This is a genomic window from Actinoallomurus rhizosphaericola (genome assembly GCF_024055675.1).
GTDB lineage: Bacteria > Actinomycetota > Actinomycetes > Streptosporangiales > Streptosporangiaceae > Actinoallomurus > Actinoallomurus soli.
Genome location: NZ_JAMXMW010000012.1, coordinates 93,701 through 118,496 on the forward strand (window position 1 = coordinate 93,701; position 24,796 = coordinate 118,496).

Here is a 24,796-nt window from a genome sequence, read left to right on the forward strand (position 1 = left end):
GGGGAAACGTGCGCAAGCTCTCCATGGCCCTCGCCGGCGCCACCGCGGTGGCCGGTCTGGCGCTCACCGCCGGTACGGCGGGCGCGACCACGGTGCACACGGCGGGTGGCGCCAAGTGCGGCAGCAAGTGGTGCGCCACCGTGAGGGGGTCGGGGCTGAAGGTCGACACCTTCAACACCCACCTGCGTTCCTACAAGGCGTTCAGCGGCTACCCCTACGTCGAGGTGGAGCCGCCGCACAAGAAGGTCTACTTCCTCTGGTGGAACCGCGTGAAGAACGTGCACGGGTTCGACGGGAAGCTCGACAGGAAGTTCCCCAACAAGACCGTGCTCTGCTTCGGCGTCGCACCGACCAAGGCGTACCAGGACCACCCGGGCGACGCCTGCTTCACCGTGCACAAGTAGACCGCTGCCGCACCGGCCGGACACCGGCAGCCGAGATATACGTCGGCGCGGTGACCGCCGGACGCAGCGCGGCTTCGCGCATCTCGAGGACCGGCCCCTGGACCAGGGGCCGGTCCTTGTGGCGTGTCGTCGCGCGGCCTCAGTCGCTCTGTGCCGTCGCGGTGACCGGTGGACGCTTCGTCGCCGGGCTCAGGCGGGGCGGGAGAAGCGGCGGGCGGCCAGGAGCAGGCCGAGGAGGGCGCCGACGGCCATCAAACCGCATTCGGCCAGGACCGGGGGGTGCCAGTGTCCCCAGCCGAGTCGCTGGAACAGGGGGCCCGGCGGGTGCGCCAGGTAGGCCGCGACGGTGCGGCGCATGCCGTCGACCGCGTAGCTGAGCGGATTGAGCAGTGCGAGCGACGCCATCCAGGCGGGCATGGCGGCGAGCGGGAACATCGCACCGGACAGGAACGTCAGCGGTGCCATGACCACGGTCAGCGCGGTACCGAAGGTCTGTGGCCGGCCGATCAGGGTGGCCGCCAGCACGCCGAAGGCCGTCATGGCGAGCGCCATCAGGGTGAGCTCGATCAGGAGCAGCGCGTACAGGCCGAGGTCGAAGGGGACGCCGATCGGGGCGGCCGCGGTGAGGAGCATCGCCGCCTGGCAGACCGCCACGGTGGTGCCGCCCAGGCACTTGCCGGCCAGCACCGTGCCGCGCCGGACCGGGCTGACCAGCATCTCGCGGAGGAAGCCGTTCTGGCGGTCCCACAGCACCGAGGCCCCGACGGAGACGGCCGGCCCCTGGGCCGCCATGAGCAGGATCCCGGAGAACAGGAAGACCTGGTAGTCGGGTCCGCCGGCCGTGGGGAGGAGACCGGCCACACCGGCTCCGAAGACGAACAGGAACAGCAGCGGCTGCAGCAGCGAGACCGCGGTGCCGGTGCGGTCACGGGCGAAGTGCAGGATCTCACGCCGCCAGATCATCCGCAGGGCACGCAGCTCGGCGGGCAGGCCCCGGGGGAGGGGCGCCGTCCGTGCCGGGCGGACGGCCGGTGGCGGTCCGGCCGGGGGCTCGGGATCGGGGGAGGGAGCGTCGGGTTCGGCCGGGGCGTCGTCGCGGATGCGGTGCCCGGTGTGGTGGAGGAACACGTCGTCGAGGGTGGGCCGGACGACCTTCGCCTCGTAGATGAAGACGTCGAGTTCGGTGAAGAGCCGGCGCAGGACCCGGGTGCTGTCGGTGACCCGCAGCGACAGCCCGGACGGGCCGGTGGCCGCGTCGAGGCCGAGGCGTTCGTGCAGCAGCCGGGCCGCCGCTACGTCGTCGGCGGTGCGCAGGTGGATGCGGTCGGTTCCGAGGACCGACTTGAGCGCGTCGGGAGCACCCTCGGCGACGATGCGTCCCTCGTCGATGATCGCGATGCGGTCGCACTGATCGGCCTCGTCCAGGTAGTGCGTGGTCAGGAAGAGCGTGACCTTCTCGCTCCGGCAGACCTGCCGGAGGTGCCGCCAGACCCGGGCGCGCGCCTGCGGGTCCAGGCCGACGGTGGGCTCGTCCAGGAACATGACCTGGGGACGGTGCAGCAGCGCCCGGGCGATCTCCAGGCGCCGCCGCATGCCGCCGGAGTACGTGCGTACGAGCCGGTCGCGGTGGCCGGTCAGCCCGACGAGGGCCAGGGTCTCATCGATGCGGGCGGGCACCTCGGCGACGGGAACGTCGTACAGGTCGGCGTGGAAGCGGAGGTTCTCCGCGGCGGTGAGGTCGCCGTCCAGCGTGGTCTCCTGGAAGACCATGCCGAGGCTGCGCCGCGCTCCGGCGGGATCGGTGCGCGTGTCGTGTCCGGCGATCTCGATGCGGCCCGAGGTGGGCGCGGCGAGCGTGCAGAGCATCGCGATCGTCGTCGTCTTGCCCGCGCCGTTGGGGCCGAGGAAGCCGAAACTCTCACCCGGGGCCACCGTCAGGTCGATCCCGTCGACCGCGGTCACATCGGCGAACCGTTTGCGCAGGTCGACCGCCCTGATCGCCGGGACGGTGGACGCCGTCCCGGCAGGCGTCGTACCGGCGGATGCCGTACGGGCGGGCGTCGGTGCCGGTACCGGCGGCAGGCTCATGACCGCTCCGGCAGGTGCTCGGCCCAGTGGTCCGGCACGACGAACCCGAAGCTCCAGCGGTGCCGCTCGGTCGGGTTGACGATGCAGTGCCACAGCAACCGGTCCGGATCTTGCTCGATCTTGAAGAAACGCACCATCCGGGGGCGCTCGCGAAGGGTGACCAGTTCGCCGGTGGCGGGGTTCTGGTAGCGGAAGAAGGAGGTGTGCCCCGGATCGGGGAAGTCCCCGTCGAAGTCGACGATGTACATCCGCCAGCCCGGCTGGTCCTCGTTGGTGTGCCAGAGCCGGTAGGCGGACGGCGGGTACCACATGCTGCCCGAGAACCGGACCTCGGCGTCGAAGACGTCCTCCAGCGCGGTGATCACCCGGGTCTTGGCCGCCAGGTAGGCGTCGTACCCGTCGTGAGCGACGTGCTCGTCCAGGTTGACCAGGTGGAAGTTGCGGCGGGCCTCCCCGGCGGGCTCGCCGGCGGTTCGCTCACGCCAGGCCGCGTACTCGGGGCCGGACGGCGCCAGCGAGGTCGACCGCAGATCCTCCTCCCGGAACGCGTCGTGGAAACGGGCCAGGTCGACCGTGGGCGGCCGGATCTTCAGCCGGGGGAGCTCGTCGATGATCGCGGTGAACCCGGGAAGCTCGTTCAGGTCGTACTCGTAGTGGTAGACCCCGCTCGCCGACGGCTTCGGACGCTCCACGACCTGTGGGGCGTCCGCGGTCTGCGGCGCGTCCGTAGGGCCGGCCGTGGAAGACGCCACCATGAGATCGCGGACGGTGAAGTCGTAGCCGCCGGCGCGGGCGAACCGGATCACCTCGGCGACCCCGGTCAGGGCCTTCATCCGTTGCCGGACGTGCGGGTCCTCCGCGGCCAGGCGCAGGAACCGGGCGCAGGAATCAACGGACATCGTGGTTCACTCCTTCGATGAGCGTCGGGGACCCGGCGGGTCGAGGAGCAGGACCGATGGGGTGCTCTCCGGCCGGGCCAGGCGCAGGAAGTGCATGCCGAAACCCGCCAGGCCCAGCATCAGGCCGGGGAAGAACCCCGACTCCGGGCCCGGCCGCGCGTCCTCCAGGTTCCGCCACTGGGCCTGGGCCTGGATGTTGGCCTCCATCCGGAAGGCGGGCTCCTCGCCCAGCTCGGCGAAGCGCAGGAACAGCTCGGCGTTGCCCGAGCGGCCGTGGCAGAGCGAGTCGTTCATCAGGCGCGGAAAGCCGCGCATCGTGGCCGTGAGCGCCTGGCGCGCCTCCCGGAACATGGCGTCGTCGTCCTTGCCGAGCAGAGCCCAGCCACTGATTCGGGTCATGCCGATCCCGGCGGCGCCGTTGCACCACGCGTTGGCGTAGTGGCGCCCGTTGCGGAACAGGCCGCCCGCGACCCGCCTCAGGTCGTACCAATCCTGCTCGTCCTCGTCGAAGTGACGGGCCTCATAGGCGAACGCGCGCCGTCCGGCGTCGACATAGTCGGGACGGTCGTCGCGGCACCCCAGCATGATCAACGCCCAGCCGATGCCGCCGGCCCCGTGCGAGAGGCCGGTCAGGTTGGCCGTCACGGTATGCGGGTCCGGGCTGGGCCACGACAGGGTGTCGCCGTCGGCCTGCGAATGGCGCATCAGATGCGCGGCGCATCGGTGCGCGTGCTTCAGGCCGTGGCCACCGGTGGCGTCCGCCAGCCCGAGGAGCACCGGGATGAGCCCGGCCACACCGTGGAAGACATCGAGGCGGCGGTCCAGCTCGATCAGGTCGGCGGCCTCGTCGGCGAGGTCGACGGCACGATCGAGCAACGCGCGATCGCCCCACAGGTGGTGCAGGTGCGTGAGGAGATAGATCAGCCCGCCGAGCCCGGCGAAGGCCCCGATGCGGCGGCGGTCACAGGAGTCGAGGGCGTGGGCGAGGGCGCGTTCGGCGGCCCGGCGGAACTCCGGCCGCGGGGCCGCCTCGTGGAGGTGGGCCAGGAACAAGGCGACACCCGCCGAGCCGATGTACAGGTCGCCCTCGATGTCGATCTCGGTCTTGCCGTCGCCGGTGATGACGTACGACGTCCAGGGCGCTCGGCCCGGCTCGCGCAGCATCCGGCATAGCCGCAGCCCGACGGCGCTCGCCTGCTCGACGCAGGTGGCCGCGAAGTCCGGGCTCGTGACATCACCGCCGGACAGGCCTGCGGCGATGTACTGGTCCTGCTGGGCGCGGTTCTGAGCGGAGAGCCGCCGGATCCGCGCGGCGGCGTGGTCCAGCGGCGTCGCATCGACCGTGGCCGCGACCTCGTCGCGATGGTCGTGGACGAGCCTGTCCCCGCCCGCGTCGACGGTGAACATGGGTACGTCCAGCCGCCACATCGACATCAGCTCGCAGGGCGGCAGCACGCCTTCGGCGTCCCAACTGCGCGGGAACCTGCGCACCGTGTCGATGAGCAGGTCGACCTCCAACGGCTCGATCATGCACTTGGGGTGGCGCACGGCCAGCAGCAGTTGGGCGTAGACCTGGGTGCTCCAGTTGATGAACCGCACGCGGGTGTGGGCGAAAAGGCCGGTCACGTACTCGATCGCGGGCTCCGGCCGCTGCTGGAACCACCGGTAGACGCGGTCGAATCCGGTCCTGATCGCGTCGGTGAAGTCCTCGGCGCGGGTGAGCTCGTCGCCGACGAAGATGCGGTTGGGCGCTCCCGGCTCGACCAGCACGCCCGTACGGTGCGTCACGGCCGCGTCGAAGGACATCCGGTGGTCGCTGACCCGGGGCACCGGCGTCGGCAGGCGATAGGCGTCGCCGCCGGAGTAGCCGCTGAGCCGGATGCCCGTGTCGGCCGCGGACGCCGCCGTGGGCCACTCGATCAGGCCGGTCTTGAACACCGAGTCCATCAGCGTGCCGGACGGCCGAGGCTGCCCCTTGGGCGGCGCGCCGAGCACGGTCTCGCAGTCGCAGATGAACGCGTGGCCGTCGGCGACCAGGACGTTCTCGAAGTGCAGGTCGCCCCCGCCGAGGATGTAGAAGATCGCGAGGTAGCCGCCGAGTTCGGCGTACACGTGCCCGGCCTGATCGCGCGTCTCGACCCGGTTGCGCCCTGACGGGATCAGCGCCTCGTAGCCGTATCCGTCCCTGGGCAGCACCGGCCGCGGGGCATAGCCGACGACGTCATCGTCGCGTAGCCGGGCCAGCAGCTCCTGCAGCGCGGCCTCGCCGCGGACACAGCGTGGCTTGTAGACGAACGACTCTTCGCGGCCGTCCGCCAGCGTGACGTCCACGATCGCCACACTGCGGGCGCCGGCGTGCATGTCGGAACGGCCCAGGCGCACGGATCGCACTCTGGTGATCGGCGCTTCGAAGAACGCCTCGGCCACCGCACCGGCGTCGGCGCGGAACCGGGCGATCATCTCGCGGCCGTGGCCGGCGAGCAGCTCGGTGACGTGGGCCAGCCACCGTCCCAGGACCGGGAAGTCCAGGTAGAAGCGGTGGTAGGACGCCGCGTCGGAGAACGTCTCGTCGAGATAGGCCAGGTAGTCCTCCCTGGTCGCCCGCGCCGGGTCGATGTCGTGCAGCGCGCAGTGCGCCTTGGCGGCGGCCTCCACCGCCCACGCCAGCGCCAGCTCGAAGCGGCCGAGCAGGTGGTCCTGGAAGTCGTCGACCACCTGGACGTCGATGGCGGGGACTCCCCGAACGTCTCCTTCGGCGAGCGCGTCGCTCAGCCGTAGGCCCAGTTCGGTCAGGAACGGCTTGCAGGCGATGGCGAGTCGGCCGTAGTAGGCATCGAACTCGCGCCAGCCCGCCTTCGTCCGGTCATCGGCCCGGCTCAGTCCCCGCAGTGCGCTCTGGTACGTCGGCAGCCATTCACCGTGCAGGTCCGTGAGGATCCGTCCGAGGGCGTCGTCGGGCCCGGTCAGCGTCAGTTCGTGGCGGCGGTACTCGGTCAGGATCTCGGTCACCCGATACCGGGAGTATCGCGCCGAGCCCGGCCGTCGCCTGCTCTCTTCGTGGAAATGCCCGGCCAGCCTGACCGCCAGCCGGTCGATTCTCCACCGGTCGAACTCCGTCAGCGCGACTGTGCCGTCGGCCGGTCCCAGGGTGGAGACGACCTGCGCCTGCTCGGAGAGGTTCGCGGCGCGGGCCGCGATGTCCAAGGGGAAGAGTGGGGTCACGCCAGGGTTCCTTGCTCCGTCGGTCCGCGCGGGCCGGTGGGCCGGTGGGCCGACGAGGGTCGGCCCACCGGTCGCTTTTCGCTTCCGGGGCTACTTGGTGGTGCCGTCGCAGAGGATGGTCAGCGGACCCGCGCTGCAGGTGGAGGCGCAGGCGTAGATCTCGGTGGCGGCCAGGCCCTCGGTCCAGAAGCCGAGTGACTCCTGGTCGAGCGGCTCGACGGAGGCCGGAACGGTGCCGGCGGACACGCCGAACGCCTCGGGGGCCGCCAGTATCTCGGCGCGGACCTCCGCGTCCGCGGCCGCGTGACGCAGAACGCTGCTCGGTGACATCGCGTTTCTCCTTCGCTGTGATGAACTCTGTCGTGCTACTCGGCCAGCTCCGTCGCCAGCCTTATGCCGAGTTGTCGCTCGACATCCTTGATCTCGGTTACCGCGGCATCCATCTTTGGTTTGTCGTTCTGCCAGGCGATCAACTCCTCTTCCGCAGCGGATATCCCGTCCCGGATAAAGAATGATTCGAGCCATTCCTTGGTGGCCTGGGGATGCAGATCCGTCACCGGCGTGACGCGCGCCAGCAGTGGCTCCTCGGGAAGTGCGAGTGCGAGTCGGAGCATTTCCTGCAGGCTGCCGTCGGGGGGAAGCAGTGCGCACAGCAGCATCAGATGCTGGATCTGACGGACCGTCTCGATCGCTCGGTGCTTGGTCAGGTCACTCGGCGGCTTCGGTCCGGTGCCCTTGAGTGCTCCCATGCGGCGTACCCTTCTCGGACGGCTCTGATCACTCTATGGAGTGATATAGTCACGGAGAGTTAAGCAAGGTGAATGCTATTGGCGCTCCAAAGCGAAGTCAAGGCCCTGCGAGATGTCCCGTAAGGGAGAAGTGGGCGTTTTGGAGCTTTCATGGTGGAGGGTGGAATGGTTACTCCGGTCACCGTCGATCTTTCGGATCCCGAGCTGCTGCGGGACCCGTTCCGCGGTTATTCGCGGCTGCGCGAGCAGTCGCCGATGGTGCAGGTCGTCCACGGAGACCGGGGCTCGTCCCTCTGGATCGTCACGCGGCACGCGGACGTCCGGGTGGTGCTGAACGACCGCAGGTTCGTCAACGACCCGGCCAACGTGCCCGGCATGGAGATCGAGGACGCCCGCGCGGAGGTCTTCCGGGCGATGGGGATCGACGACGACCACGCGCCGTACCTGCTTCGCAGCGTGCTGGACGCCGACGGCGACGACCATCTCAGGCTCCGCAGGCTCGTCTCCCGCGCGTTCACCGCCCGCCGCGTCACGGCTCTACTGCCTCGGGTCGGGGAGATCGTCGGACGGCTGCTCGACCGGCTTCCCGACCGGGCGTCTCCGCCGGACGGTGTGGTCGACCTCCTCGAGCACTTCGCCTATCCGCTGCCGATCACCGTCATCTGCGAGCTCGTCGGGATCCCCGAGGAGGACCGCGAGCGGTGGCTGCAGTGGAGCCGCGCCCTGATGCGCTCGCACGAGACCGGGCACTTCACCGCGGCGATCCGCGGCATCGTCGACCACGTCGAGGAGCTGGTCGCACGCCGCCGGGCCGAGCCCGCCGACGACCTGCTGACCGCGCTGATCGGTGTGCACGACGAGGACGGGGGCGTGCTCAGCGAGTTCGAGCTGGTCACCATGGTGCTGACCATCGTGCTCGCCGGGCACGAGACCACCGCGCACCTGATCGGCAACGGCATGGTGGCGCTGCTGACCCACCGGGACCAGCTCGACCTCCTGCGCGCCGACCCGGCCACGCTGCTGCCGCGCGCCGTGCAGGAGCTGATGCGCTGGTGCGGGCCGGTGCAGGCCGCCCGGGTCAGATACGCCACCGAGGACGTCGAGATCGGCGGCAGGAGGCTGCGGAAGGGCTCACCCGTGATGGCCAGTCTCGTCTCCGCCAACTTCGACCCGCGCCGCTTCGCCGACCCGCACCGGCTCGACATCACCCGGCAGCCGGACGGCGGCCACGAGACCCATCTCGGGTTCGGTCACGGCCTGCACTACTGCCTCGGCGCCGCCCTGGCCCGCCAGGAGGCCGAGGTCGCCTTCGCCGGCCTCCTCGACCGCTACCCCGGCCTGTCCCTGGCGGTCCCTCCGGAGAGCCTCGACCGCATCCCCATGCCCGGCACCTGGCGGCTGGCCGCCCTCCCCGTCCGGCTCACCTCTCCACCGGCCGCTCACCCGTCCGCGGTCACCTCGGGGGCCGCCTCACCTACCGGGACCTGACGGGTACGGGCCATTCCCGGCGGGACGCCCGTCGCCGTCCTCCGGCTCCGGGGCGCACAGGCGGAGTTCCGGCCAGCGCTCACGCCACCGCCGGGCCTTCCGGGCGAAGACGCCGGCGGGCGCCAGGACGAGGTTCGGCCGGAGGATGAGGCCGAGGAGGTCGGTGAGGCCGAAGGGCGCGTACAGCCGCCACGCGCCGTCGGGCTCCAGCCGCACTCCCACGCTGGAGGCGGTCGACGGGAAGGTCCCGATGGCCATCTCGGCCGAGAGGTACCGCGGACAGGGGATGCCGAACCTCGCCTCGTACCAGAGGTGCACCCGGGCCTGGTTGCGGACTTCCAGCTCGACGGGCAGGTCGCGGACCGCGGCCCGCGCCGCCCGGATCGCCTCGTTCTCGGCGGCCCAGCCGAGGTCGGCGTCGTCGAAGTAGATGAGGTCGTGGTCGCGGATCCCCTGATCGAGGGGGCGGCCGGTCCGGTGGTTCCAGACCGTCTGGGCGACGCATCCGGCCGCGAGGTACCAGCCGGGCAGACCGAGGCCCGCGCAGCGGGCCAGCACCTCGACCAGGAGGTCGCTCTCGCGCAGCATCGAGCGCGCGGTCTCCGCGTCGCGTACGGTGCCCGCGGGCGCCGGGGCGGGACCGACCAGGAGGTTCATCGCCGCGTCGGCCCGGTCCTGCTCAGCCCGCCGGCCGGAGGCGGTACAGGATCTCGCCGGCGTCGGGGACGACCAGGACGTCCGGGTCCGGGTCCTCGATCCACCGGTCGACGTCGATGGAGGCGGGGTCCCGGTACCCCAGGCCGTGGGCGGCGCAGACCTCCTCGGGGATGCCCGTGGCGAGGGTGACGTCGATCCGCGGCCGCTCCACGCCCGCCTCGTACGTGCCCTGCCCGCGCAGGTGCGTGCTGTGCGCCAGGACGCCCAGCGGCCGGTCGCGGAACCGGTCCCACTGGGCGAGGAAGTAGTCGCGCGTGTGGTAGCCGATCTCGGCGAGGACCGCGCCGTGGGTCACGCTGAAACGGTCGATGTGCGGGGCGTAGACGATCACCTCGCCGCCGTCGGCGATCACCGGCTCGACCTTGTACATCCCCTTGGCGGCCGTCCACATGTCGGCGTACCGGCGCGGCATGATCGACAGGACCGTCTTGTACGGCCGGTCGACGTGGCGGACGTGCACCCGGGCGGACAGTTCGGCGGCGGCGGCCCAGGCCTCCTCGGGGGTCCCGGCATAGAGGCCGGCCAGCTCGGTCCCGCCCGGCCGTACGACCATGGCCAGGCACAGCTTCGACGTCGGGATCATCGCGGCGGCGCGGTCGATGATCGCCCGCACGGGGGTGACGCCGCGGGCGCCGATGATGTCGTAACTGGTGATCAGCGCGCCGAGCCAGTGCGAGAGGTCGATCACCTCGGGGCCGCCGACGCCCGGGAAGAAGTACTTGTTGCCTCCGGAGAAGCCGACGACCTCGTGCGGGAACACCGGCCCGCACACGATCGCGAGGTCCGCCTCGGCGACGAGGCGGTTGATCCGTACGTCGACGGGGCCGTCGAGCCGTCCGCCGCTCAGCTCGCGGACCTCCCCGGCGGTGATCGTGCCGAGGGTCGCGTACGTCGCCGGATCGGACCAGGCGTGGTTGAGGACGGTCATCTCCGGGAGCAGGCGGTCCCGGCCGACGCCGGCGGCGCCGACGAGGGCGTCGAGCGCGGCGTCGTCCATGGGCTGGTGGGTGCCGAGCGCGACCAGGACGTCGATGCGGGCCGCCCGCCCGGCGAGCGCGTCGTGGAGCAGGCGGAGCATCAGGGGCATCGGCGCCGACCGGGTCCCGTCCGGGATCACCACGACCACGTGCCGGCCGTCGACGTCCCGGCCGGTGAGCAGGTCCTGAACGGTCCCGCGGATCTCGTCCTCAGTGAGCGTACGCTCCGGACTGCCCGTCCCGTGTACCACGATCGGTCTTCCTTCCCTCGATCGGCGGCGCCTCCCGGAAGACCATCTCATCACCGGATCCCGCGGCGGGGAACGGGGTCGCGCGGCGCGAAACGCGGCCCGGGAGACCCCGCCTGGGGAGATCCTGCCTGGGAGGCCCCGTCTGGGAGACCCTGCCGACAGGAGCCGGCGGTGTCCGCAGGTGTCCCGTCCCGGCCGCCATCTGAGAAAGCTCTGAGGAGGACCGGCCTAGTCTCCTGGGCGTCGGACGAGTCGACCGCAGCGAGGCGACGATGCAGGACAGGCCAGACGACGCGATCTTCCCGCAGGCTCTGCTGGACGCGTTGGCGAGCGCGCCCGAGGCGCCGGCGTTCGAGCACGGGGACCGGGTGGTCTCACGGGGTGCGCTGCTGGAGACGATCCAGCGGGTGGCGGGCGGCCTGCGGGCCGCCGGCCTCGGGCCGGGCCGGGGCCTGGCGATGGTGGCGTCGGTCTCGCCGGAGGCGTTCGCCGCGCGCGTCGCCGCCTACGCGCTGGGCTGCCGGGTCGTGGGCGTACGCCCGGGGCACACGGCCGCGCAGCTCGCCGCGATGCTGAACGCCGACATCGAGGCGGTGGTGGTCGACGGGCCGTCCCTGACGCCGGAGCTCGTCGCGGCGACCGGGGACAGGCCGCTGCTCTCGCTGGGGGAGTGCCCGGAGGGGAAGGACCTGCTCACCGGCGCGGCCGATGAGCCGCTGACCGCGCGGGGGCGCCCCGACGACGTCGCCCGGCTGACGTACACGAGCGGCAGCACCGGGCTGCCCAAGGGATGCGCGCAGACCTACCGGGCCCTCACCGACCACTGGGCGCACCGGCCCTCCACCTGGCCGCCCGAGGTCGCCCGGATGGCGCACGGCTTCGAGCGCTGCCTGGTGTTCGGCACGCTCGCCAGTCCCGTGGTCATGGACTGGACCACGCTGTCCCTGATGGGCGGGGGCGTCGGTGTGATCCCGGATCCGAGTGACACCCGCCCCCTGTTCCCGGACGCCCTCGAGCGGTACCGGATCACCGGGACGATCATGACCGTGCCCCGGCTCTACCAACTGCTCGACGCCCTGCGCGAGGAGCCGGCCGACCTGGGGAGCCTGCGGGCGGTCATGGTGTCGGGCTCGCCGGTGAACCCGCGCCGGCTCGCGGAGGCCACCGAGCGCCTCGGCCCGGTGGTGTACCAGGGGTACGGGCAGAGCGAGGCCGGCCTGATCTCCGTGCTGACGCCGGAGATGATCGCCGAGGGGCCGGCGGACGTCCTGGCCTCGGTGGGCCGGCCGCTGCCGTTCGTCGACATCAGCGTGCGAGCCGAGGACGGCCGCCCGGTCCGGGCGGGCGAGACCGGCGAGATCTGGCTGCGCAGCCCGTACATGATGAGCGGGTACTGGGGGGATCCGGCCCAGACCGCGGAGACGCTGCGGGACGGCCTGCTGCGCACCCGGGACCTCGGCCGGCTCGACGACCGGGGGCTGCTCCACCTGGTCGGGCGCAGCCGCGAAGTGATCATCGTCAACGCCGAGGTCTGCTACGCCGGTCCGATCGAGTCGGTCCTCGCGGAACACCCGGAGGTGGACCAGGCGTACGTCGTCGGTACGCCGGACGAGCGGACCGGCGAGGCGATCCACGCGTTCGTGGTGCCCGCCGGCGGCCGTGCTCCGGAGCCCGGCGTGCTGGCGCGCATGGTGCGGGAACGGCTCGGCGCCGGGAGCGTGCCCAAGACGATCACGGTGATCCCCGAGGCGCCGGTCGCCGCCAGCGGCAAGTTCGACAAGCGGGCCCTGCTCGCACGGCTCTCGGACCGCGGCGAACGCTGACGGAACGTCGCCGATCCGTCACCGAATGGGCGTCGGATCCGGTCACGCACCGTCACCACGCTCTTCCGCAGAGGGCATACCCGGTCTTCACGTGGGGGGGAAGCAGGTATCCCAAGGGGGGATTCCCCCGTATCGCGGGCGGTGGGGGCGGAGGGACGATCGGGTGTGGTTCCTCCAGACAAGTACACCGAGGCGCAGTAATGACAAGAATCCCCCTCTGCGGCCGGGCGTCGGAGCCGGGCCGTTCGGTACCCGCCGGTGGTGTCGTGTGACCTCCTACGACGACCTTCCCACCGCATTCGCAGACATCGTCGCTCCCAGCCGGCAGGCCAGGGCGCTGGCCCGCGCCCTGAGCCTCGGATGGCGGCCCATGGCCGATCGCCTGAACGGACGCTTCGTCTCCCTCACGGTGCTCCGTATGGCGCTCGAGCACGGCACCCGCCTGCTACGGCCGGAGCCCGGCGTACGGGTCGAGCCCCTGACCCGCGCGGCGGGCGCTCCGGTCACCGGGGAATGGGTACGGCCCCCCGAGCCGCACAAGGGCGCGATCCTGTACCTGCACGGCGGCGGGTACGCGTTCTGCTCGCCGCGCACGCACCGGACGCTCACGAGCCGGCTCGCGGCCGACACCGGACTGCCGGTCCTGGCGCCGAGTTACCGTCTGGCCCCCGAACACCCGTTCCCCGCGGCGCTCGAGGACGCCCTGGCGGCCTACCGGTGGCTCCTCACCGAACTGCCACCGTCCCGGATCGTGATCGCGGGCGACTCCTCCGGAGGCCATCTCGCCGCCGCCACCGTCGGCGAGGCGTGCCGTTCCGGACTGCCGGCGCCGGGAGGCGTCGTGCTGTTCTCGCCCTGGGTCGACCTTAGCTGCGAGCTGTCGGTCCTCAGCGACCGGGAGTACCGCGACCCGTTCATCAGCCCGGCGCTGGCGCGTCACTTCGGCCGGCTCTACGTCGGCGACCACAACGACTGGTCCGACCCGCGCCTGACCCTGCTCGACTGCGCCGGCCTCCAGCTGCCGCCGTTCCTGATCCAGGTGGCCGGGCAGGAGGTCCTGCGCGGAGAGGCCGAGCGGCTCGCCGAGGCGCTGACCGCCTCGGGGAACAGCTGCCGCCTGCAGATCTGGCCCGGGCAGATCCACGTGTTCCAGCTGTTCAACCGGCTTTTCCCCGAAGCGCGGGCGGCCGTACGGGAGGCGGCCGACTTCATCCGCACGGCCATCGGCCCCGACGCCGCCGACCAGGCGGCCTGACCGCCGGGCGCGACGGGAACGGCGGTGCGCGGCGTGCGCGACCGGTCGTCAGGTTTGATGTCGTGCGGACAGGGCATCTCCGCGGCCGATCCAGGAGGTGCCCATGACCGCGCAGAGCGCCCACGTACGGGCGGCCGGCCGCCGTGCGTCCAACAGCACGCCGTTTCAGCTTCTCGCCCGGAGCGGACTCGCCGCGCGCGGCGTGATCTACCTCCTGGTGGGATACCTCGCGGTCAGGATCGCCTTCGGTAAGGGCGGTCAGCAGGCGGACCGGCAGGGGGCCCTGCAGACGGTCGCCGGCACCACGGGCGGCACCGTGATCCTCTGGCTGCTGGCGCTCGGCTTCGCGGGCCTCGCCCTGTGGCGTTACAGCGAGGCCCTCCTGGGCCAGTCGGGTCCGGACGGGCACAAGGCCACCAAGCGCCTGTCCTCCCTGGCACGCGGGGTGTTCTACACGGCGGTGTGCGCGAGCACGGTGGCGTTCAACGTCGGCGCCGGCGGGCCGGGGTCCAGTGACAAGAAGTCCAAGGACCTGACCGCCAAGGCGATGCACGACATCCCCGCGGGCCGGTGGCTCGTCCTGCTCGTCGGGATCGGCTTCGTCGCCGGCGGCATCGGAATCGCGGTGGGCGCCCTCCGGCGGAACTTCGAGAAGCGGCTCAAGACCGAGCAGATGAGCGCCGGGATCCGTAAGGTCGTCGAGGCGCTCGGGATGGTGGGCCGCTCCACGCGGGCCCTGGTGTTCGCCGCGGCCGGGGTCTTCCTCGGCTACGCCGCGATCACCTACGACCCGGGCAAGGCCAAGGGCATCGACGGGACGCTGCGGGAGTTCGCGTCGACCTCCGTCGGACCGTGGCTGCTGGTCCTGGTCGCGCTGGGCCTGGTCATCTTCGGCCTCTACTCCTTCTGCGAGGCCCGCTGGCGCCGGTTGTAGGGCGCGGCGCCGGCCGTTCCGGGAGCGCCGTCTCCGCCGGTCAGCTCGGCGGTATCACGCTGCCCTGCGGGTGCCGCTCCGGGAGGACCGGCTCGATGCGGTAGAGCGCCGGGGCGGTGACGTGCCCGGCCCGGGTGCGCGGGTGGGCGCCGGCGGCCAGGGCGATCAGGTCCCACGCCGTGAACAGGCCCGACAGCCGTCCGTCCTCGTCGAGGACCGGGACGACGTCGGTCCCGGCGGCGAGCATCGCCCGCGCGGCCGTGGCGACGGAGTCCTGCGGGCGTACGTGCGCCGGCGGGCGGTGGCCGACGAGGGTTCCGACGGGCTTGCGCATCCGGTCGGGGCCGCCGCTGTCCCAGGCGGCGGCCAGCGTCTCGGCGTCCAGGACGCCGATGAGGCCACCGTCGTCGCTCAGCACGGGTACGTGGTGGTAGCCGCCCTGCCGCATCAGCTCCCATGCCATGAGGGCGGACTCGGTCTCGGTGACGGCGAGCACGTCGGCCGACATGGCCTCGCCCACCGGGCGTTCTTCCAGCGTCCCGGTCATGGTCTCGCCTCCACCATCGTCGGATGGATCCGCCGCCCGCTGACGACGTCGCTCCGGATGCGGATGAAGTGGTCACGCCGCCCGGGGATCCACGGGTTGAGGGGCAACCGGGACAATCCGCTGAGCTCGCCGGAGTCGTACACCGCCCGTGCCTGCCCGAGGACCGTGACGGACCAGCCGGCCTCGTCACCGGCGTCGAAGGCGTCGACCTCGAACGCGACGATCGCGCCGGACGTGGCCGCGGCCAGCTTGGAACCGGACGCGGTCGCGATGATCACGTCCTCGCCCTGCAGCACGAAGTTCACCGGCTGGATCGCCGGCAGGGCCCGGTCGGTGAAGACGACCCGGCCGACCGGTACGGATGCCATGAGGGTGAGGCACTCCTCCCGGTCGAGGATCTCCAGCCCGTTGGCGTCGAAGCGCATATCTCGATGCTGCTGCCGGCGTGGGCGGCCCGGGCAGGGGCGAACGTCCCGCGTCCGACGGTCCTTCTCCGCCGGCGCCGTCCGATCCGGGACCTTGGTCCGCGGTGGGCGGCCGGGCGGGCGGCGTGCGTCCGGCGGCGGGGGGACCTTCGTCCCTGCAGGCCCGTACGCCGCCCGTGATCCGATGAGATTCCCAGGGCCGCGAGACCGGGCCGCGCGATCGACCGAACGGCGCGCGGGTACGCCTTCGCGACCCGACCGACGTCCATCGATCGAGGAGATCGCGCCATGACCTTGGCGGATGACGAACTGCGCCGGATCGACGCATACTGGCGGGCCGCGAACTACCTGTCGGTCGGACAGATCTACCTGCGCGCCAACCCGCTGCTGCGGGAGCCGCTGACCCGGGACCACATCAAGCCCCGGCTGCTGGGCCACTGGGGGACCTCGCCCGGGCTGAACCTGTGCTATGTCCACCTCAACCGCGTCATCAAGACCCGTGACCTCGACATGATCTACGTGATGGGCCCCGGGCACGGCGGCCCGGCGGCGGTCGCGAACGCCTGGCTCGAGGGCACCTACAGCGAGGTCTATCCGCGGGTCTCGCGGGACGAGGCGGGCATGGCCCGGCTGTTCCAGCAGTTCTCCTTCCCCGGCGGCGTGCCGAGCCACGTCGCGCCGGAGACGCCCGGTTCGATCCACGAGGGCGGTGAGCTGGGGTACTCCCTCGCCCACGCGTACGGCGCGGCGTTCGACAACCCGGACCTGGTCGTCGCCTGCATCGTCGGCGACGGGGAGGCGGAGACCGGGCCGCTGGCGGCGAGCTGGCACTCCACCAAGTTCGTCGACCCGGCGACCGACGGCGCGGTGCTGCCGATCCTCCACCTGAACGGCTACAAGATCGCCAACCCGACCGTGCTCGCCCGCATCCCGGAGACCGAGCTGGTGGCGCTGCTGGAGGGGTACGGCCACCGGCCGATCATCGTGAGCGGCGACGATCCCGCGGACGTGCACCGCAGGCTCGCGGACGCCCTGGACGACGCCCTGGACGACATCGCCCGCATCCAGGCGGCGGCGCGCGGCGGCGGCTCCACGGAGCGTCCCCGCTGGCCGATGATCGTGCTGCGGACGCCGAAGGGCTGGACGGGCCCGCGCGAGGTCGACGGGGTTCCGGTCGAGGGCACGTGGCGGGCCCACCAGGTGCCGCTCGGCCGCGTGCGGGAGGACCCGGAGCACCTGGCCGCGCTGGAGGCGTGGCTGCGCTCCTACCGCCCGGATGAGCTGTTCGACAAGGACGGCCGGCCGGTCCCGGAGCTGCTGGCGCTGCCGCCCGAGGGAGAGCGGCGCATGAGCGCGAACCCGCACGCCAACGGCGGCCTGCTCCTGCGCGACCTGAACCTGCGTGACTTCCGCGCGTACGCCGTGCCGGTCGACAAGCCGGGGACGGGCTACAGCGAGGCGACCCGGGTGCTGGGCGGCTTCCTGCGCGACGTGATCGCCGACAACGCCGACAACTTCCGGATCACGGGACCGGACGAGACGGCGTCGAACCGCCTGTCGGCCGTGTTCGACGAGACGGACCGGGTCTGGGAGGCCGAGCGCCTGCCCACCGACGAGCACCTGGCCCCGCACGGCCGCGTCATGGAGGTGCTGAGCGAGCACCTGTGCCAGGGCTGGCTGGAGGGCTACCTGCTCACCGGTCGCCACGGGCTGTTCAACAGCTACGAGGCGTTCGTCCACATCGTCGACTCGATGTTCAACCAGCACGCCAAGTGGCTGTACGTCACCCGTCGCCTGTCGTGGCGGCGGCCGATCGCGTCGCTGAACTACCTGCTCAGCTCGCACGTCTGGCGGCAGGACCACAACGGCTTCACCCACCAGGACCCCGGCTTCCTCGACGTCGTGGTGAACAAGAAGTCGGAGATCGTCCGGGTCTACCTGCCGCCGGACGCCAACACCCTGCTGTCCGTGGCCGACCACTGCCTGCGCTCCCGCGACTACGTCAACGTGGTCGTCGCCGGCAAGCAGCCGGCCCTGAACTGGCTGTCGATGGAGGAGGCGGTGGCGCACTGCGCACGCGGCGCCGGCATCTGGGACTGGGCCAGCACGGACGCCGGCGGCGACCCGGACGTCGTCCTCGCCTGCGCCGGTGACATCCCCACGCTGGAGACGCTCGCCGCCGCCGACCTGCTCCGCCAGCACTTCCCCGAGCTGCGGGTCCGGGTGGTCAACGTCGTCGACCTGATGCGGCTGGAGCCCGACACCGAGCACCCGCACGGGATGTCCGACGCCGAGTACGACTCGCTGTTCACCACCGACAAACCGGTGATCTTCGCCTTCCACGGCTACCCGTACCTCATTCACCGGCTCACCTACCGGCGGCACGGCCACGATCACCTGCACGTCCGCGGGTACAAGGAGGAGGGCACCACGACCACGCCGTTCGACATGGTGATGATGAACGACCTGGACCGCTTCCACCTCGTGATGGACGTCATCGACCGGCTCCCGCAGCTGGGCGGACGGGCGGCGTACGTGCGCCAGCAGATGGTCGACCAGCGCCTCCGGGCCCGGGCGTACACGCGGGAGCACGGCGAGGACCTGCCCGACGTGGCGAACTGGGCATGGCCGCACGGCAGGCTGTCATGAGGGTGCTCGTGGTCAACGCCGGGTCCAGCAGCCTCAAGCTGAGCCTGCTGGACGCCGACGACACCGTGCTGGCCACGCTCGGAAGCCTGGAGGAGCTCGCGGACCTGCCCGCCCCCGACGCGATCGGTCACCGGATCGTCCACGGGGGCCGGGAGTTCATCGAGCCGGTGCTGATCGACGACGACGTCGAGCGGCGGCTGCGGGCGCTGGTCGACCTGGCCCCGCTGCACCAGCCGAAGTCGCTGCACGGCATCGACGCCGTACGGGCGGTGCTCCCGGGGACTCCGGAGGTCGCCTGCTTCGACACCGCCTTCCACGCGGGTCTGCCGCCCGCCGCCGCCACGTACGCCCTGCCCGCGTCGTGGCGGGAGAAGTACGGCCTGCGGCGCTTCGGGTTCCACGGCCTGTCCCACGCGTACGCGGCCCGGCGGACCGGGGAACTGCTGGGCGCCGACTCGGCCACCCTGCGGATCGTCGTCTGCCACCTGGGCGCCGGGGCGTCGCTGTGCGCGGTGGCCGGCGGCCGCTCGGTCGACACGACCATGGGATTCACCCCGCTCGAAGGGCTCGTGATGGCGACCCGGTCCGGCAGCGTCGACCCGGGCCTGCTGCTGTGGCTCCAGCAGCACGAGGGCGTCGCCATCGACGATCTCGCCGAGGTGCTGGAGCACGAGTCCGGGCTGCTGGCCCTGGCCGGGACCCCGGACATGCGGCAGATCCTCGCCCGCGAGGACGCCGACGCGACCCTCGCGCTGGAGGTCTACCTGCACCGGCTGCGCGGCCTGATCGCGCAGATGGCCGCGGCCATGGGCGGTCTCGACGTCCTGGTCTTCACCGGCGGCGTCGGCGAGCACGCACCCGAGATCAGGCGGCGCGCGGCGGACGGACTCGCGTTCCTGGGCGTGCGGGTCGACGCCGGCCGCAACGCCGCCGCCCGCGGCGACGCGGACATCGGAGCCCCGGGGGCGGCGGTCCGCTCCCTGGTCGTGGCGGCCCGGGAGGACCTTGAGGTCGCGGCGGGAACGCGCGCGGTCCTGAGCGCGGCGCCCCGGTAGCCCCGGCCGGCCCGAGGGCGCCCTCGATGGCCCGGAGCGGGCCACGGCGACGCGTCCCGGTGGTCCGGCGGGGTCCGGCGGAGCCCCGGCAGCCCGGCGCGCCCCGGCAGCCCGGCGGGGCCCGGCAGCCCGGCGGGGCCCGGCAGCCCGGCGGGGCCCGGCAGCCCGGCGGGGCCCGGCGGCCAGGGCACGCCAGGGTGGCCCGGGGCGTCCGCGGTGGCCCGGGTGCGGCCCGGTGACCTGGTGTTCCATATTGTGAGAACAGCGGGCCCGGGCAGCGGCCTGACGGGGGAGGTTCTCGCTGCCATGCCTTCGGACATCCGGTCGGGCCAGGACGGTTCCGGCCTTCTGCCGCAGCTGAGGCTCGACGAGCTGCTCGCCGAGCTGCAGACGCGGCTCGCCGCCGTGCTCACCACCCGTGACCGCGTGCACGCGCTGGTGGAAGCGGTCGTGACCATCGAGAGCGATCTGGACCTCGACATCGTGCTGCGGCGGATCGTCGAGGCGGCGGCCACGCTCGCCGGCGCCCGCCGATGCTCCCTGAGAGTGATCGGGGAGGACGACCGGCTCGGGCGGCTCGTGACCGCCGGGGAGCCCGGCGACCCCCGCGCCGATCCGCCGACGGGCCGATCGCTCAGCGTGCCGGTACGGGTCCGGGACGCGGTGTTCGGCACGCTCGAGCTCGCCGGCAGGAAGGACGACGGGGAGTTCGACGAGAACGACGAGAACATCGTCACCGCGCTCGCCGTCGCGGCCGGCGTGGCCATCGAGAACGCCAGGCTGTACGAGGAGGCCCGCGGGCGGGAGCGCTGGCTCCAGGCGTCGGCCGACGTCTCGGCGTCGTTGCTGTCCGGCACCGAGCCGGATGAGGTGCTCGTGCTGGTCGCCGAACGCGCCCGGCAGGTCTGTTCCGCCGCCACCGCCGGTGTGCTGCTGGCCACCGGCGACGAACTCGTCGCCGAGGCCACCGCCGGCCGGCACGCCGACGCGCTCCGGGGAATGCGGCTGCGCGTCGACGGCACCGTCGCCGGCCGGGTCTACCGGAGCGGCCGGTCCGTCGTCCTGGCCGACGCGGACGAGTTCCTTCGCGCCGCCGGGATTCGCCTCCCGGACGCGATCGGACCGGTGCTGATCGTTCCCTTGGGCTCGGGTCCGGCCGCGCGCGGTGTCCTGTCGGTGTGCGACCCGCCGGGCGGGCCCGCGCTCGGCCGGTCCGCCCGCCGGTTGCTGGAGGCGTTCGCCGCCCAGGCGGCGGTGGCGCTCGAACTCGCGGACCGGCGGCGCGACGCCGAGCGGCTCGTGCTGCTGGAGGAGCGGGGCCGGATCGCCAAGGACCTGCACGACACCGTCATCCAGCGCCTGTTCGCGACGGCCATGACGCTGATGGGCGCGGCCAGGGCCGCCGAACGGCACGACGTGGCCGTGCGCGTGCGGCGCGCGGTCGACGACCTGGACGACACGATCCGGCAGATCCGCTCGACGATCTTCGCCCTGCAGGTGGCGCCCGACGAGCGTGCGCTGCGCTCGCGGATCCGGCGCGTGACCGACCGGGCGGAGGAGATGCTCGGGTTCGCTCCCGAGGTCCGGCTGGACGGCCCCCTGGACCTGACGGTGGACGACGGGGTGGCCGCCCAGGTGACGTCGGTGCTGGCGGAGGCGCTCTCGAACGCCGCGCGACACGCCAAGGCGCACCGGGTGAGCGTCACGGTGAGCGCCGCCGACGACGTGGTCGTACGAGTCGCCGACGACGGGATCGGGATCTCGCCGGGCGGCCGCCGGAGCGGCCTGCGCAATCTCGCCGAACGGGCCGAACGGCTCGGCGGCTCGTTCCACGTCGGGCCGGGGGAGCGCGGCGGCAGCGTCCTGGAATGGCGCGTCCCCGCGCACGCGTCCCCCGAGAAGGAGCCCTGACGGCCCGGTGCGCCCGCGTGACGGCCGCCGGCGGCGGGCGACGTCACCGGTGACACTGGCCGAGCGGCACGGGGACCTTGGTCCCTTCCGGCCGGTTCTCACGGGCGATGATCCTGGAGGCGTGAACAGACCTCGCGACGGTCACGCGGTGAACGGGGCCGGCCGGGGTACCGCGCCGGTAGAGGAGATCCCATGAGGCCGATCGTCGTCGGAACGGACGGCTCCCCCTGCGCGGGCCTCGCGGTCGAGTGGGCCGCGGAGGAGGCGGGACGGACCGGGCGCCCGCTCCACGTTCTGCACGCCGTCGAACGCTGGCCGTACGACGTGCCGTTCCACCCGGCCCCGGGCCTGGCCGAGTCCCGCGCCGAGGACGCGGACCGGGTCCTCGCCGACGCCGCGGACATCGCCGTGAAGGCCAGACCGGGCATCGAGGTCACGACCGGGCTCGTCGAGGAGAGTCCGTCCGAGGCGCTCCGGCAGGCGGCCTTCGGCGCGTACGAGGTCGTGATCGGCAACCGTGGCCTCGGGGGCCTCGCGGCCCTGTTGCTCGGGTCGACCGGGCTGAAGGTGGCGGGGCACGCTCCCGGGCCGGTGATCATCGTGCGGGGTGAGACCGGCGAGACCCGTGGTGAGGTCGTCGTCGGAGTCGACCGGTCCGGCGAGTCCGCCCTCGCGCTGGAGTACGCCTTCGAGACGGCGAGCCTTCGCGGCGCGTGGGTCAGGGCCGTGCACGTCACGCCGGCCCCGTCCGCCGCGCTCACGACGTCGTATCCGGCGGCGATCCGCGACGCGGCCGCGGCCGCCGCGACGCTCCTGATCGGCGCCCTCGCGCCCTGGCGGGAGAGGTACCCCGAGGTCAGGGTCGTCGAGCAGGCGGCCGTGGGGCACACGGTCGGCGAGCTCGTCGAACGCTCCGCCCGCGCGGACCTGCTCGTCGTCGGCGTCCGCCCGAACTGCGGCGGCCGCTACGGCCTGCACCTCGGCTCGGTGAGCCACGGCGTGATCCATCACTCCGCCTGCCCGGTCGCCGTCGTCCGCGCACGCCCCTGACCGTCCGCTTCCCGCCTGCCCCGGCCGTGCGTCCGAGACCGCGCGGCCGGCCTCAGCCCGGCGGCTCCTTGCCGGGCGATCCGATCGGCAGGCGGATCCGGAAGCGCGTTCGCCCCGGCCTGCTGTCGAGCGTGGCCGACCCGCCGTGGGCGTGGACGACGGCGGACACGATCGCCAGGCCGAGCCCACTGCCGCCGGCCTTGCGCGAGCGAGAGCCGTCGCCCCGTACGAAGCGTTCGAAGACGTCGTCGCGTAGGTCGGCGGGGACGCCGGGGCCGTCGTCGACCACCTCGAGCAGGACCGTCTCGTCCCGATCGGCCGCGGCGACGCGCACCGTGACGTTCGTGCCCGGCGGGGTGTGGGTGCGGGCGTTGGTGAGGAGGTTCCCGATGACCTGGTGCAGCCGGAACTCGTCCCCGTACACCGTCACCGGATCCTCCGGCAGGTCCAGGGCCCAGTGGTGGTCCGGGCCCGCGGCCCGCGCGTCGCTGGTGGTGTCGATCGCGAGCCGGGTCAGGTCCACCGGTTCGTTCGCGAGCGGGCGCCCGGCGTCGAGCCGCGCGAGCAGGAGCAGGTCGTCGACCAGATGCCCCATCCGCGCCGACTCCGCCTCGATCCGGCGTAGCGCGTGGTCGGCCCGCGGACCGGTCTCGCCCGGATCCCGGCGGGCCGCCTCGGCGTGGCTGCGGATGCTCGCCAGGGGGGTGCGCAGCTCGTGGCTGGCGTCGGCGATGAACCGCCGCAGCCTGTCCTCGCTGGCCTGCCGCTGCGCGAGCGCCGACTCGACGTGTTCCAGCATGTGGTTGAAGGCCGTGCTGACCTGCCCGACCTCGGTGCCCGGCTCGGTGTACGGCACCCGGGCGGGCAGCGCGACCTCCCCGCTCGCCAGCGGCAGCTCGGAGACGTGGATGGCGGTGGCGGCGACGCGCCGCAGTGGGCGCAGGGCGAGCCGTACGAACGTGGCGCCGGCGACCCCGCCGGCGGCGAGGACTACGATGAACACCGTGAGCTCGACCATGACGAGCCGGCCCACGGTCTCGTCGACACCGTGCATCGGCAGCCCGGTGACCAGGATGTCGCGGTCCTCACCGTGGCTGGCCATGAGCCGGTACTTGCCGAGGGACTCCAGCTCGACCGTGCGCGAGCGGCCGTCGGGGGACAGCGCCTCCAGCCGCGCCCGGTCCGCCGCGGGCAGGGCGAGCTGACCGCCGTGGTCCCGTACGACGCCGCACTGCGTCACCTCGCCGTCGGCCAGGCGGGCGCCGAACGTGCCGACCGCCTGGCCCTTGACGCGGTCGAAGTGCTCGTCCTCCACGGCGTGTTCCAGGCCGATGGCGTACCGGCCCTTGGCGTCCTGGAGCTGCTGGTCGAGCCGGCCGATGAGGAAGCGCTGCAGGGACAGGGTCGTGGCGACGCCGACGATCGTGCAGGCGAGCGTGAACAGCAGGAGCGACCCGGCGATGAGCCGGCCGCGCAGCGTACGGATCCGGAGCCGGCCCAGGGGCAGGCGGATCCGGTGCCCCGGGCGGCGGGTCGCGGGCCCCTCGGAGGGGCGGCTCGCCGGGACGGCGTGTTCCGCGCGGTCGGTCGGGGCCGTCATGAGGCGGGCGGCCGCAGGACGTAACCGACGCCGCGGACGGTGTGAATCATCGGCTCGCGCCCGGCGTCGATCTTCTTGCGCAGATAGCTGACGTACAGCTCGACGACGTGCGCCTGCCCGCCGAAGTCGTAGTTCCATACGCGGTCCAGGATCTGCGGTTTGGACAGCACCCGGCGGGGGTTGCGCATGAAGTAGCGCAGCAGTTCGAACTCCGTGGCCGTCAGCTCGACCAGGTCACCGCCCCGGCGCACCTCGCGAGAACCCTCGTCGAGGGTGAGGTCGCCGACCGCCAGGGCCTCGCCGCCCTGCGCACGGGCCAGCCCGGACCGCCGGAGCAGCCCCCGCAGGCGGGCCAGCACCTCCTCCAGGCTGAACGGCTTGGTGACGTAGTCGTCGCCGCCGGCGGTGATGCCCGCGACACGGTCCTCGACGGCGTCCCGCGCGGTCAGGAAGAGGACGCAGACGTCCGGGTTGTCGGCGCGCAGCCTCCGCATGACCTCCAGGCCGTCGAAGTCGGGGAGCATCACGTCGAGCAAGACGGCGTCGGGCCGGAACTCCCGGCCCGCCTTCACCGCCTCGGCGCCGGCGCCGGCCGTCATGACCTCCCAGCCCTCGAAGCGCAGGACGCTGGCGAGGACCTCGGCGAGGCTCGTCTCGTCGTCGACCACGAGCACGCGTACCGGCGAACCGTCGGGTCGCGTCATCAACGGATGCCGGGCCGACGGGGAATCGGGGGGTCGGGGTTCGCTCAT

General features: G+C 72.7%; 20 protein-coding genes. 9 read left to right on the forward strand and 11 right to left on the reverse strand.

Annotated features, from left to right (window positions below; translation table 11 throughout):
* Positions 1 to 8 precede the first annotated feature (8 nt).
* The gene (locus NE234_RS25565) at positions 9 to 404 is read left to right on the forward strand and encodes a hypothetical protein (RefSeq protein WP_252783176.1); all 396 of its coding nucleotides are present in this window, start codon (positions 9 to 11) and stop codon (positions 402 to 404) included.
* Between the two features lie 189 nt (positions 405 to 593).
* On the opposite strand, the gene NE234_RS25570 is transcribed toward NE234_RS25565, so the two are convergent.
* The 5 genes from NE234_RS25570 to NE234_RS25590 all read right to left on the reverse strand — a co-directional run bounded on the left by NE234_RS25570 (position 594) and on the right by NE234_RS25590 (position 7,362).
* On the reverse strand, positions 594 to 2,492 hold the full coding sequence (locus NE234_RS25570) for an ATP-binding cassette domain-containing protein (protein WP_252783177.1): 1,899 nt from the start codon (positions 2,490 to 2,492) through the stop codon (positions 594 to 596).
* Positions 2,489 to 3,391 (reverse strand): Nif11-like leader peptide family natural product precursor, encoded by a 903-nt coding sequence (locus tag NE234_RS25575; RefSeq protein WP_252783178.1) that lies wholly within the window; start codon positions 3,389 to 3,391, stop codon positions 2,489 to 2,491. The genes NE234_RS25570 and NE234_RS25575 overlap by 4 nt, the downstream gene beginning before the upstream one ends.
* Before the next feature lie 6 nt (positions 3,392 to 3,397).
* Positions 3,398 to 6,613 (reverse strand): type 2 lanthipeptide synthetase LanM family protein, encoded by a 3,216-nt coding sequence (locus tag NE234_RS25580; RefSeq protein WP_252783179.1) that lies wholly within the window; start codon positions 6,611 to 6,613, stop codon positions 3,398 to 3,400.
* 90 nt (positions 6,614 to 6,703) lie between these two features.
* Entirely contained in the window at positions 6,704 to 6,943 is a 240-nt protein-coding gene (locus NE234_RS25585; RefSeq protein ID WP_252783180.1) for a cinnamycin family lantibiotic, read from the reverse strand.
* A 35-nt stretch (positions 6,944 to 6,978) separates the two neighbouring features.
* On the reverse strand, positions 6,979 to 7,362 hold the full coding sequence (locus NE234_RS25590; RefSeq protein WP_252783181.1) for a DurN family substrate-assisted peptide maturase: 384 nt from the start codon (positions 7,360 to 7,362) through the stop codon (positions 6,979 to 6,981).
* Positions 7,363 to 7,527: 165 nt separating this feature from the next.
* Here NE234_RS25590 and NE234_RS25595 point away from each other — a divergent pair, with 165 nt between their 5' ends.
* On the forward strand, positions 7,528 to 8,850 hold the full coding sequence (locus tag NE234_RS25595) for a cytochrome P450 family protein (RefSeq protein WP_252783182.1): 1,323 nt from the start codon (positions 7,528 to 7,530) through the stop codon (positions 8,848 to 8,850).
* Here NE234_RS25595 and NE234_RS25600 read toward each other — a convergent pair.
* Positions 8,833 to 9,507: a nucleotidyltransferase family protein gene (locus tag NE234_RS25600; RefSeq protein ID WP_252783183.1), complete on the reverse strand. Its 675-nt coding sequence runs from the start codon at positions 9,505 to 9,507 to the stop codon at positions 8,833 to 8,835. The genes NE234_RS25595 and NE234_RS25600 overlap by 18 nt on opposite strands.
* A gap of 22 nt (positions 9,508 to 9,529) precedes the next feature.
* Positions 9,530 to 10,795 (reverse strand): lactate racemase domain-containing protein, encoded by a 1,266-nt coding sequence (locus NE234_RS25605; protein ID WP_252783184.1) that lies wholly within the window; start codon positions 10,793 to 10,795, stop codon positions 9,530 to 9,532.
* A 272-nt stretch (positions 10,796 to 11,067) separates the two neighbouring features.
* Between NE234_RS25605 and NE234_RS25610 the strand changes: the two genes are divergently transcribed.
* The 3 genes from NE234_RS25610 (at position 11,068) to NE234_RS25620 (ending at position 14,807) form a co-directional block, all read left to right on the forward strand.
* Entirely contained in the window at positions 11,068 to 12,618 is a 1,551-nt protein-coding gene (locus tag NE234_RS25610; protein WP_252783185.1) for a class I adenylate-forming enzyme family protein, read from the forward strand.
* 268 nt (positions 12,619 to 12,886) lie between these two features.
* Positions 12,887 to 13,873: an alpha/beta hydrolase gene (locus NE234_RS25615; protein ID WP_252783186.1), complete on the forward strand. Its 987-nt coding sequence runs from the start codon at positions 12,887 to 12,889 to the stop codon at positions 13,871 to 13,873.
* Between the two features lie 103 nt (positions 13,874 to 13,976).
* Positions 13,977 to 14,807: a DUF1206 domain-containing protein gene (locus NE234_RS25620; RefSeq protein ID WP_252783187.1), complete on the forward strand. Its 831-nt coding sequence runs from the start codon at positions 13,977 to 13,979 to the stop codon at positions 14,805 to 14,807.
* A gap of 40 nt (positions 14,808 to 14,847) precedes the next feature.
* Here NE234_RS25620 and NE234_RS25625 read toward each other — a convergent pair whose 3' ends face one another.
* Complete coding sequence (locus NE234_RS25625) at positions 14,848 to 15,354, reverse strand: CBS domain-containing protein (RefSeq protein ID WP_252783188.1); 507 nt, start codon at positions 15,352 to 15,354, stop codon at positions 14,848 to 14,850.
* A complete protein-coding gene (locus tag NE234_RS25630) occupies positions 15,351 to 15,779 on the reverse strand; it encodes a pyridoxamine 5'-phosphate oxidase family protein (protein ID WP_252783189.1) in 429 nt (142 codons plus the stop codon). The genes NE234_RS25625 and NE234_RS25630 overlap by 4 nt, the downstream gene beginning before the upstream one ends.
* 288 nt (positions 15,780 to 16,067) lie before the next feature.
* Here NE234_RS25630 and NE234_RS25635 point away from each other — a divergent pair, with 288 nt between their 5' ends.
* The 4 genes from NE234_RS25635 to NE234_RS25650 all read left to right on the forward strand — a co-directional run bounded on the left by NE234_RS25635 (position 16,068) and on the right by NE234_RS25650 (position 22,444).
* The gene (locus tag NE234_RS25635; RefSeq protein WP_252783190.1) at positions 16,068 to 18,428 is read left to right on the forward strand and encodes a phosphoketolase family protein; all 2,361 of its coding nucleotides are present in this window, start codon (positions 16,068 to 16,070) and stop codon (positions 18,426 to 18,428) included.
* A complete protein-coding gene (locus NE234_RS25640; RefSeq protein ID WP_252783191.1) occupies positions 18,425 to 19,483 on the forward strand; it encodes an acetate/propionate family kinase in 1,059 nt (352 codons plus the stop codon). Before NE234_RS25635 ends, NE234_RS25640 begins: the two co-directional genes overlap by 4 nt.
* Before the next feature lie 306 nt (positions 19,484 to 19,789).
* Complete coding sequence (locus tag NE234_RS25645) at positions 19,790 to 21,394, forward strand: sensor histidine kinase (RefSeq protein ID WP_252783192.1); 1,605 nt, start codon at positions 19,790 to 19,792, stop codon at positions 21,392 to 21,394.
* A 192-nt stretch (positions 21,395 to 21,586) separates the two neighbouring features.
* On the forward strand, positions 21,587 to 22,444 hold the full coding sequence (locus NE234_RS25650) for a universal stress protein (protein WP_252783193.1): 858 nt from the start codon (positions 21,587 to 21,589) through the stop codon (positions 22,442 to 22,444).
* Between the two features lie 52 nt (positions 22,445 to 22,496).
* Here NE234_RS25650 and NE234_RS25655 read toward each other — a convergent pair whose 3' ends face one another.
* Complete coding sequence (locus tag NE234_RS25655; protein WP_252783194.1) at positions 22,497 to 24,044, reverse strand: sensor histidine kinase; 1,548 nt, start codon at positions 24,042 to 24,044, stop codon at positions 22,497 to 22,499.
* Complete coding sequence (locus NE234_RS25660; RefSeq protein WP_252783195.1) at positions 24,041 to 24,748, reverse strand: response regulator transcription factor; 708 nt, start codon at positions 24,746 to 24,748, stop codon at positions 24,041 to 24,043. Before NE234_RS25660 ends, NE234_RS25655 begins: the two co-directional genes overlap by 4 nt.
* Positions 24,749 to 24,796: the final 48 nt, after the last annotated feature.

Bases quoted from the DNA above. Each gene is read 5' to 3' on its own strand.
- NE234_RS25570 (WP_252783177.1), bottom strand. From the start codon at position 2,492: ATGAGCCTGCCGCCGGTACCGGCACCGACGCCCGCCCGTACGGCATCC.
- NE234_RS25575 (WP_252783178.1), bottom strand. From the start codon at position 3,391: ATGTCCGTTGATTCCTGCGCCCGGTTCCTGCGCCTGGCCGCGGAGGAC.
- NE234_RS25585 (WP_252783180.1), bottom strand. From the start codon at position 6,943: ATGTCACCGAGCAGCGTTCTGCGTCACGCGGCCGCGGACGCGGAGGTC.
- NE234_RS25590 (WP_252783181.1), bottom strand. From the start codon at position 7,362: ATGGGAGCACTCAAGGGCACCGGACCGAAGCCGCCGAGTGACCTGACC.
- NE234_RS25595 (WP_252783182.1), top strand. From the start codon at position 7,528: ATGGTTACTCCGGTCACCGTCGATCTTTCGGATCCCGAGCTGCTGCGG.
- NE234_RS25600 (WP_252783183.1), bottom strand. From the start codon at position 9,507: ATGAACCTCCTGGTCGGTCCCGCCCCGGCGCCCGCGGGCACCGTACGC.
- NE234_RS25610 (WP_252783185.1), top strand. From the start codon at position 11,068: ATGCAGGACAGGCCAGACGACGCGATCTTCCCGCAGGCTCTGCTGGAC.
- NE234_RS25620 (WP_252783187.1), top strand. From the start codon at position 13,977: ATGACCGCGCAGAGCGCCCACGTACGGGCGGCCGGCCGCCGTGCGTCC.
- NE234_RS25625 (WP_252783188.1), bottom strand. From the start codon at position 15,354: ATGACCGGGACGCTGGAAGAACGCCCGGTGGGCGAGGCCATGTCGGCC.
- NE234_RS25630 (WP_252783189.1), bottom strand. From the start codon at position 15,779: ATGCGCTTCGACGCCAACGGGCTGGAGATCCTCGACCGGGAGGAGTGC.
- NE234_RS25635 (WP_252783190.1), top strand. From the start codon at position 16,068: ATGACCTTGGCGGATGACGAACTGCGCCGGATCGACGCATACTGGCGG.
- NE234_RS25640 (WP_252783191.1), top strand. From the start codon at position 18,425: ATGAGGGTGCTCGTGGTCAACGCCGGGTCCAGCAGCCTCAAGCTGAGC.
- NE234_RS25645 (WP_252783192.1), top strand. From the start codon at position 19,790: ATGCCTTCGGACATCCGGTCGGGCCAGGACGGTTCCGGCCTTCTGCCG.
- NE234_RS25650 (WP_252783193.1), top strand. From the start codon at position 21,587: ATGAGGCCGATCGTCGTCGGAACGGACGGCTCCCCCTGCGCGGGCCTC.
- NE234_RS25655 (WP_252783194.1), bottom strand. From the start codon at position 24,044: ATGACGGCCCCGACCGACCGCGCGGAACACGCCGTCCCGGCGAGCCGC.
- NE234_RS25660 (WP_252783195.1), bottom strand. From the start codon at position 24,748: ATGACGCGACCCGACGGTTCGCCGGTACGCGTGCTCGTGGTCGACGAC.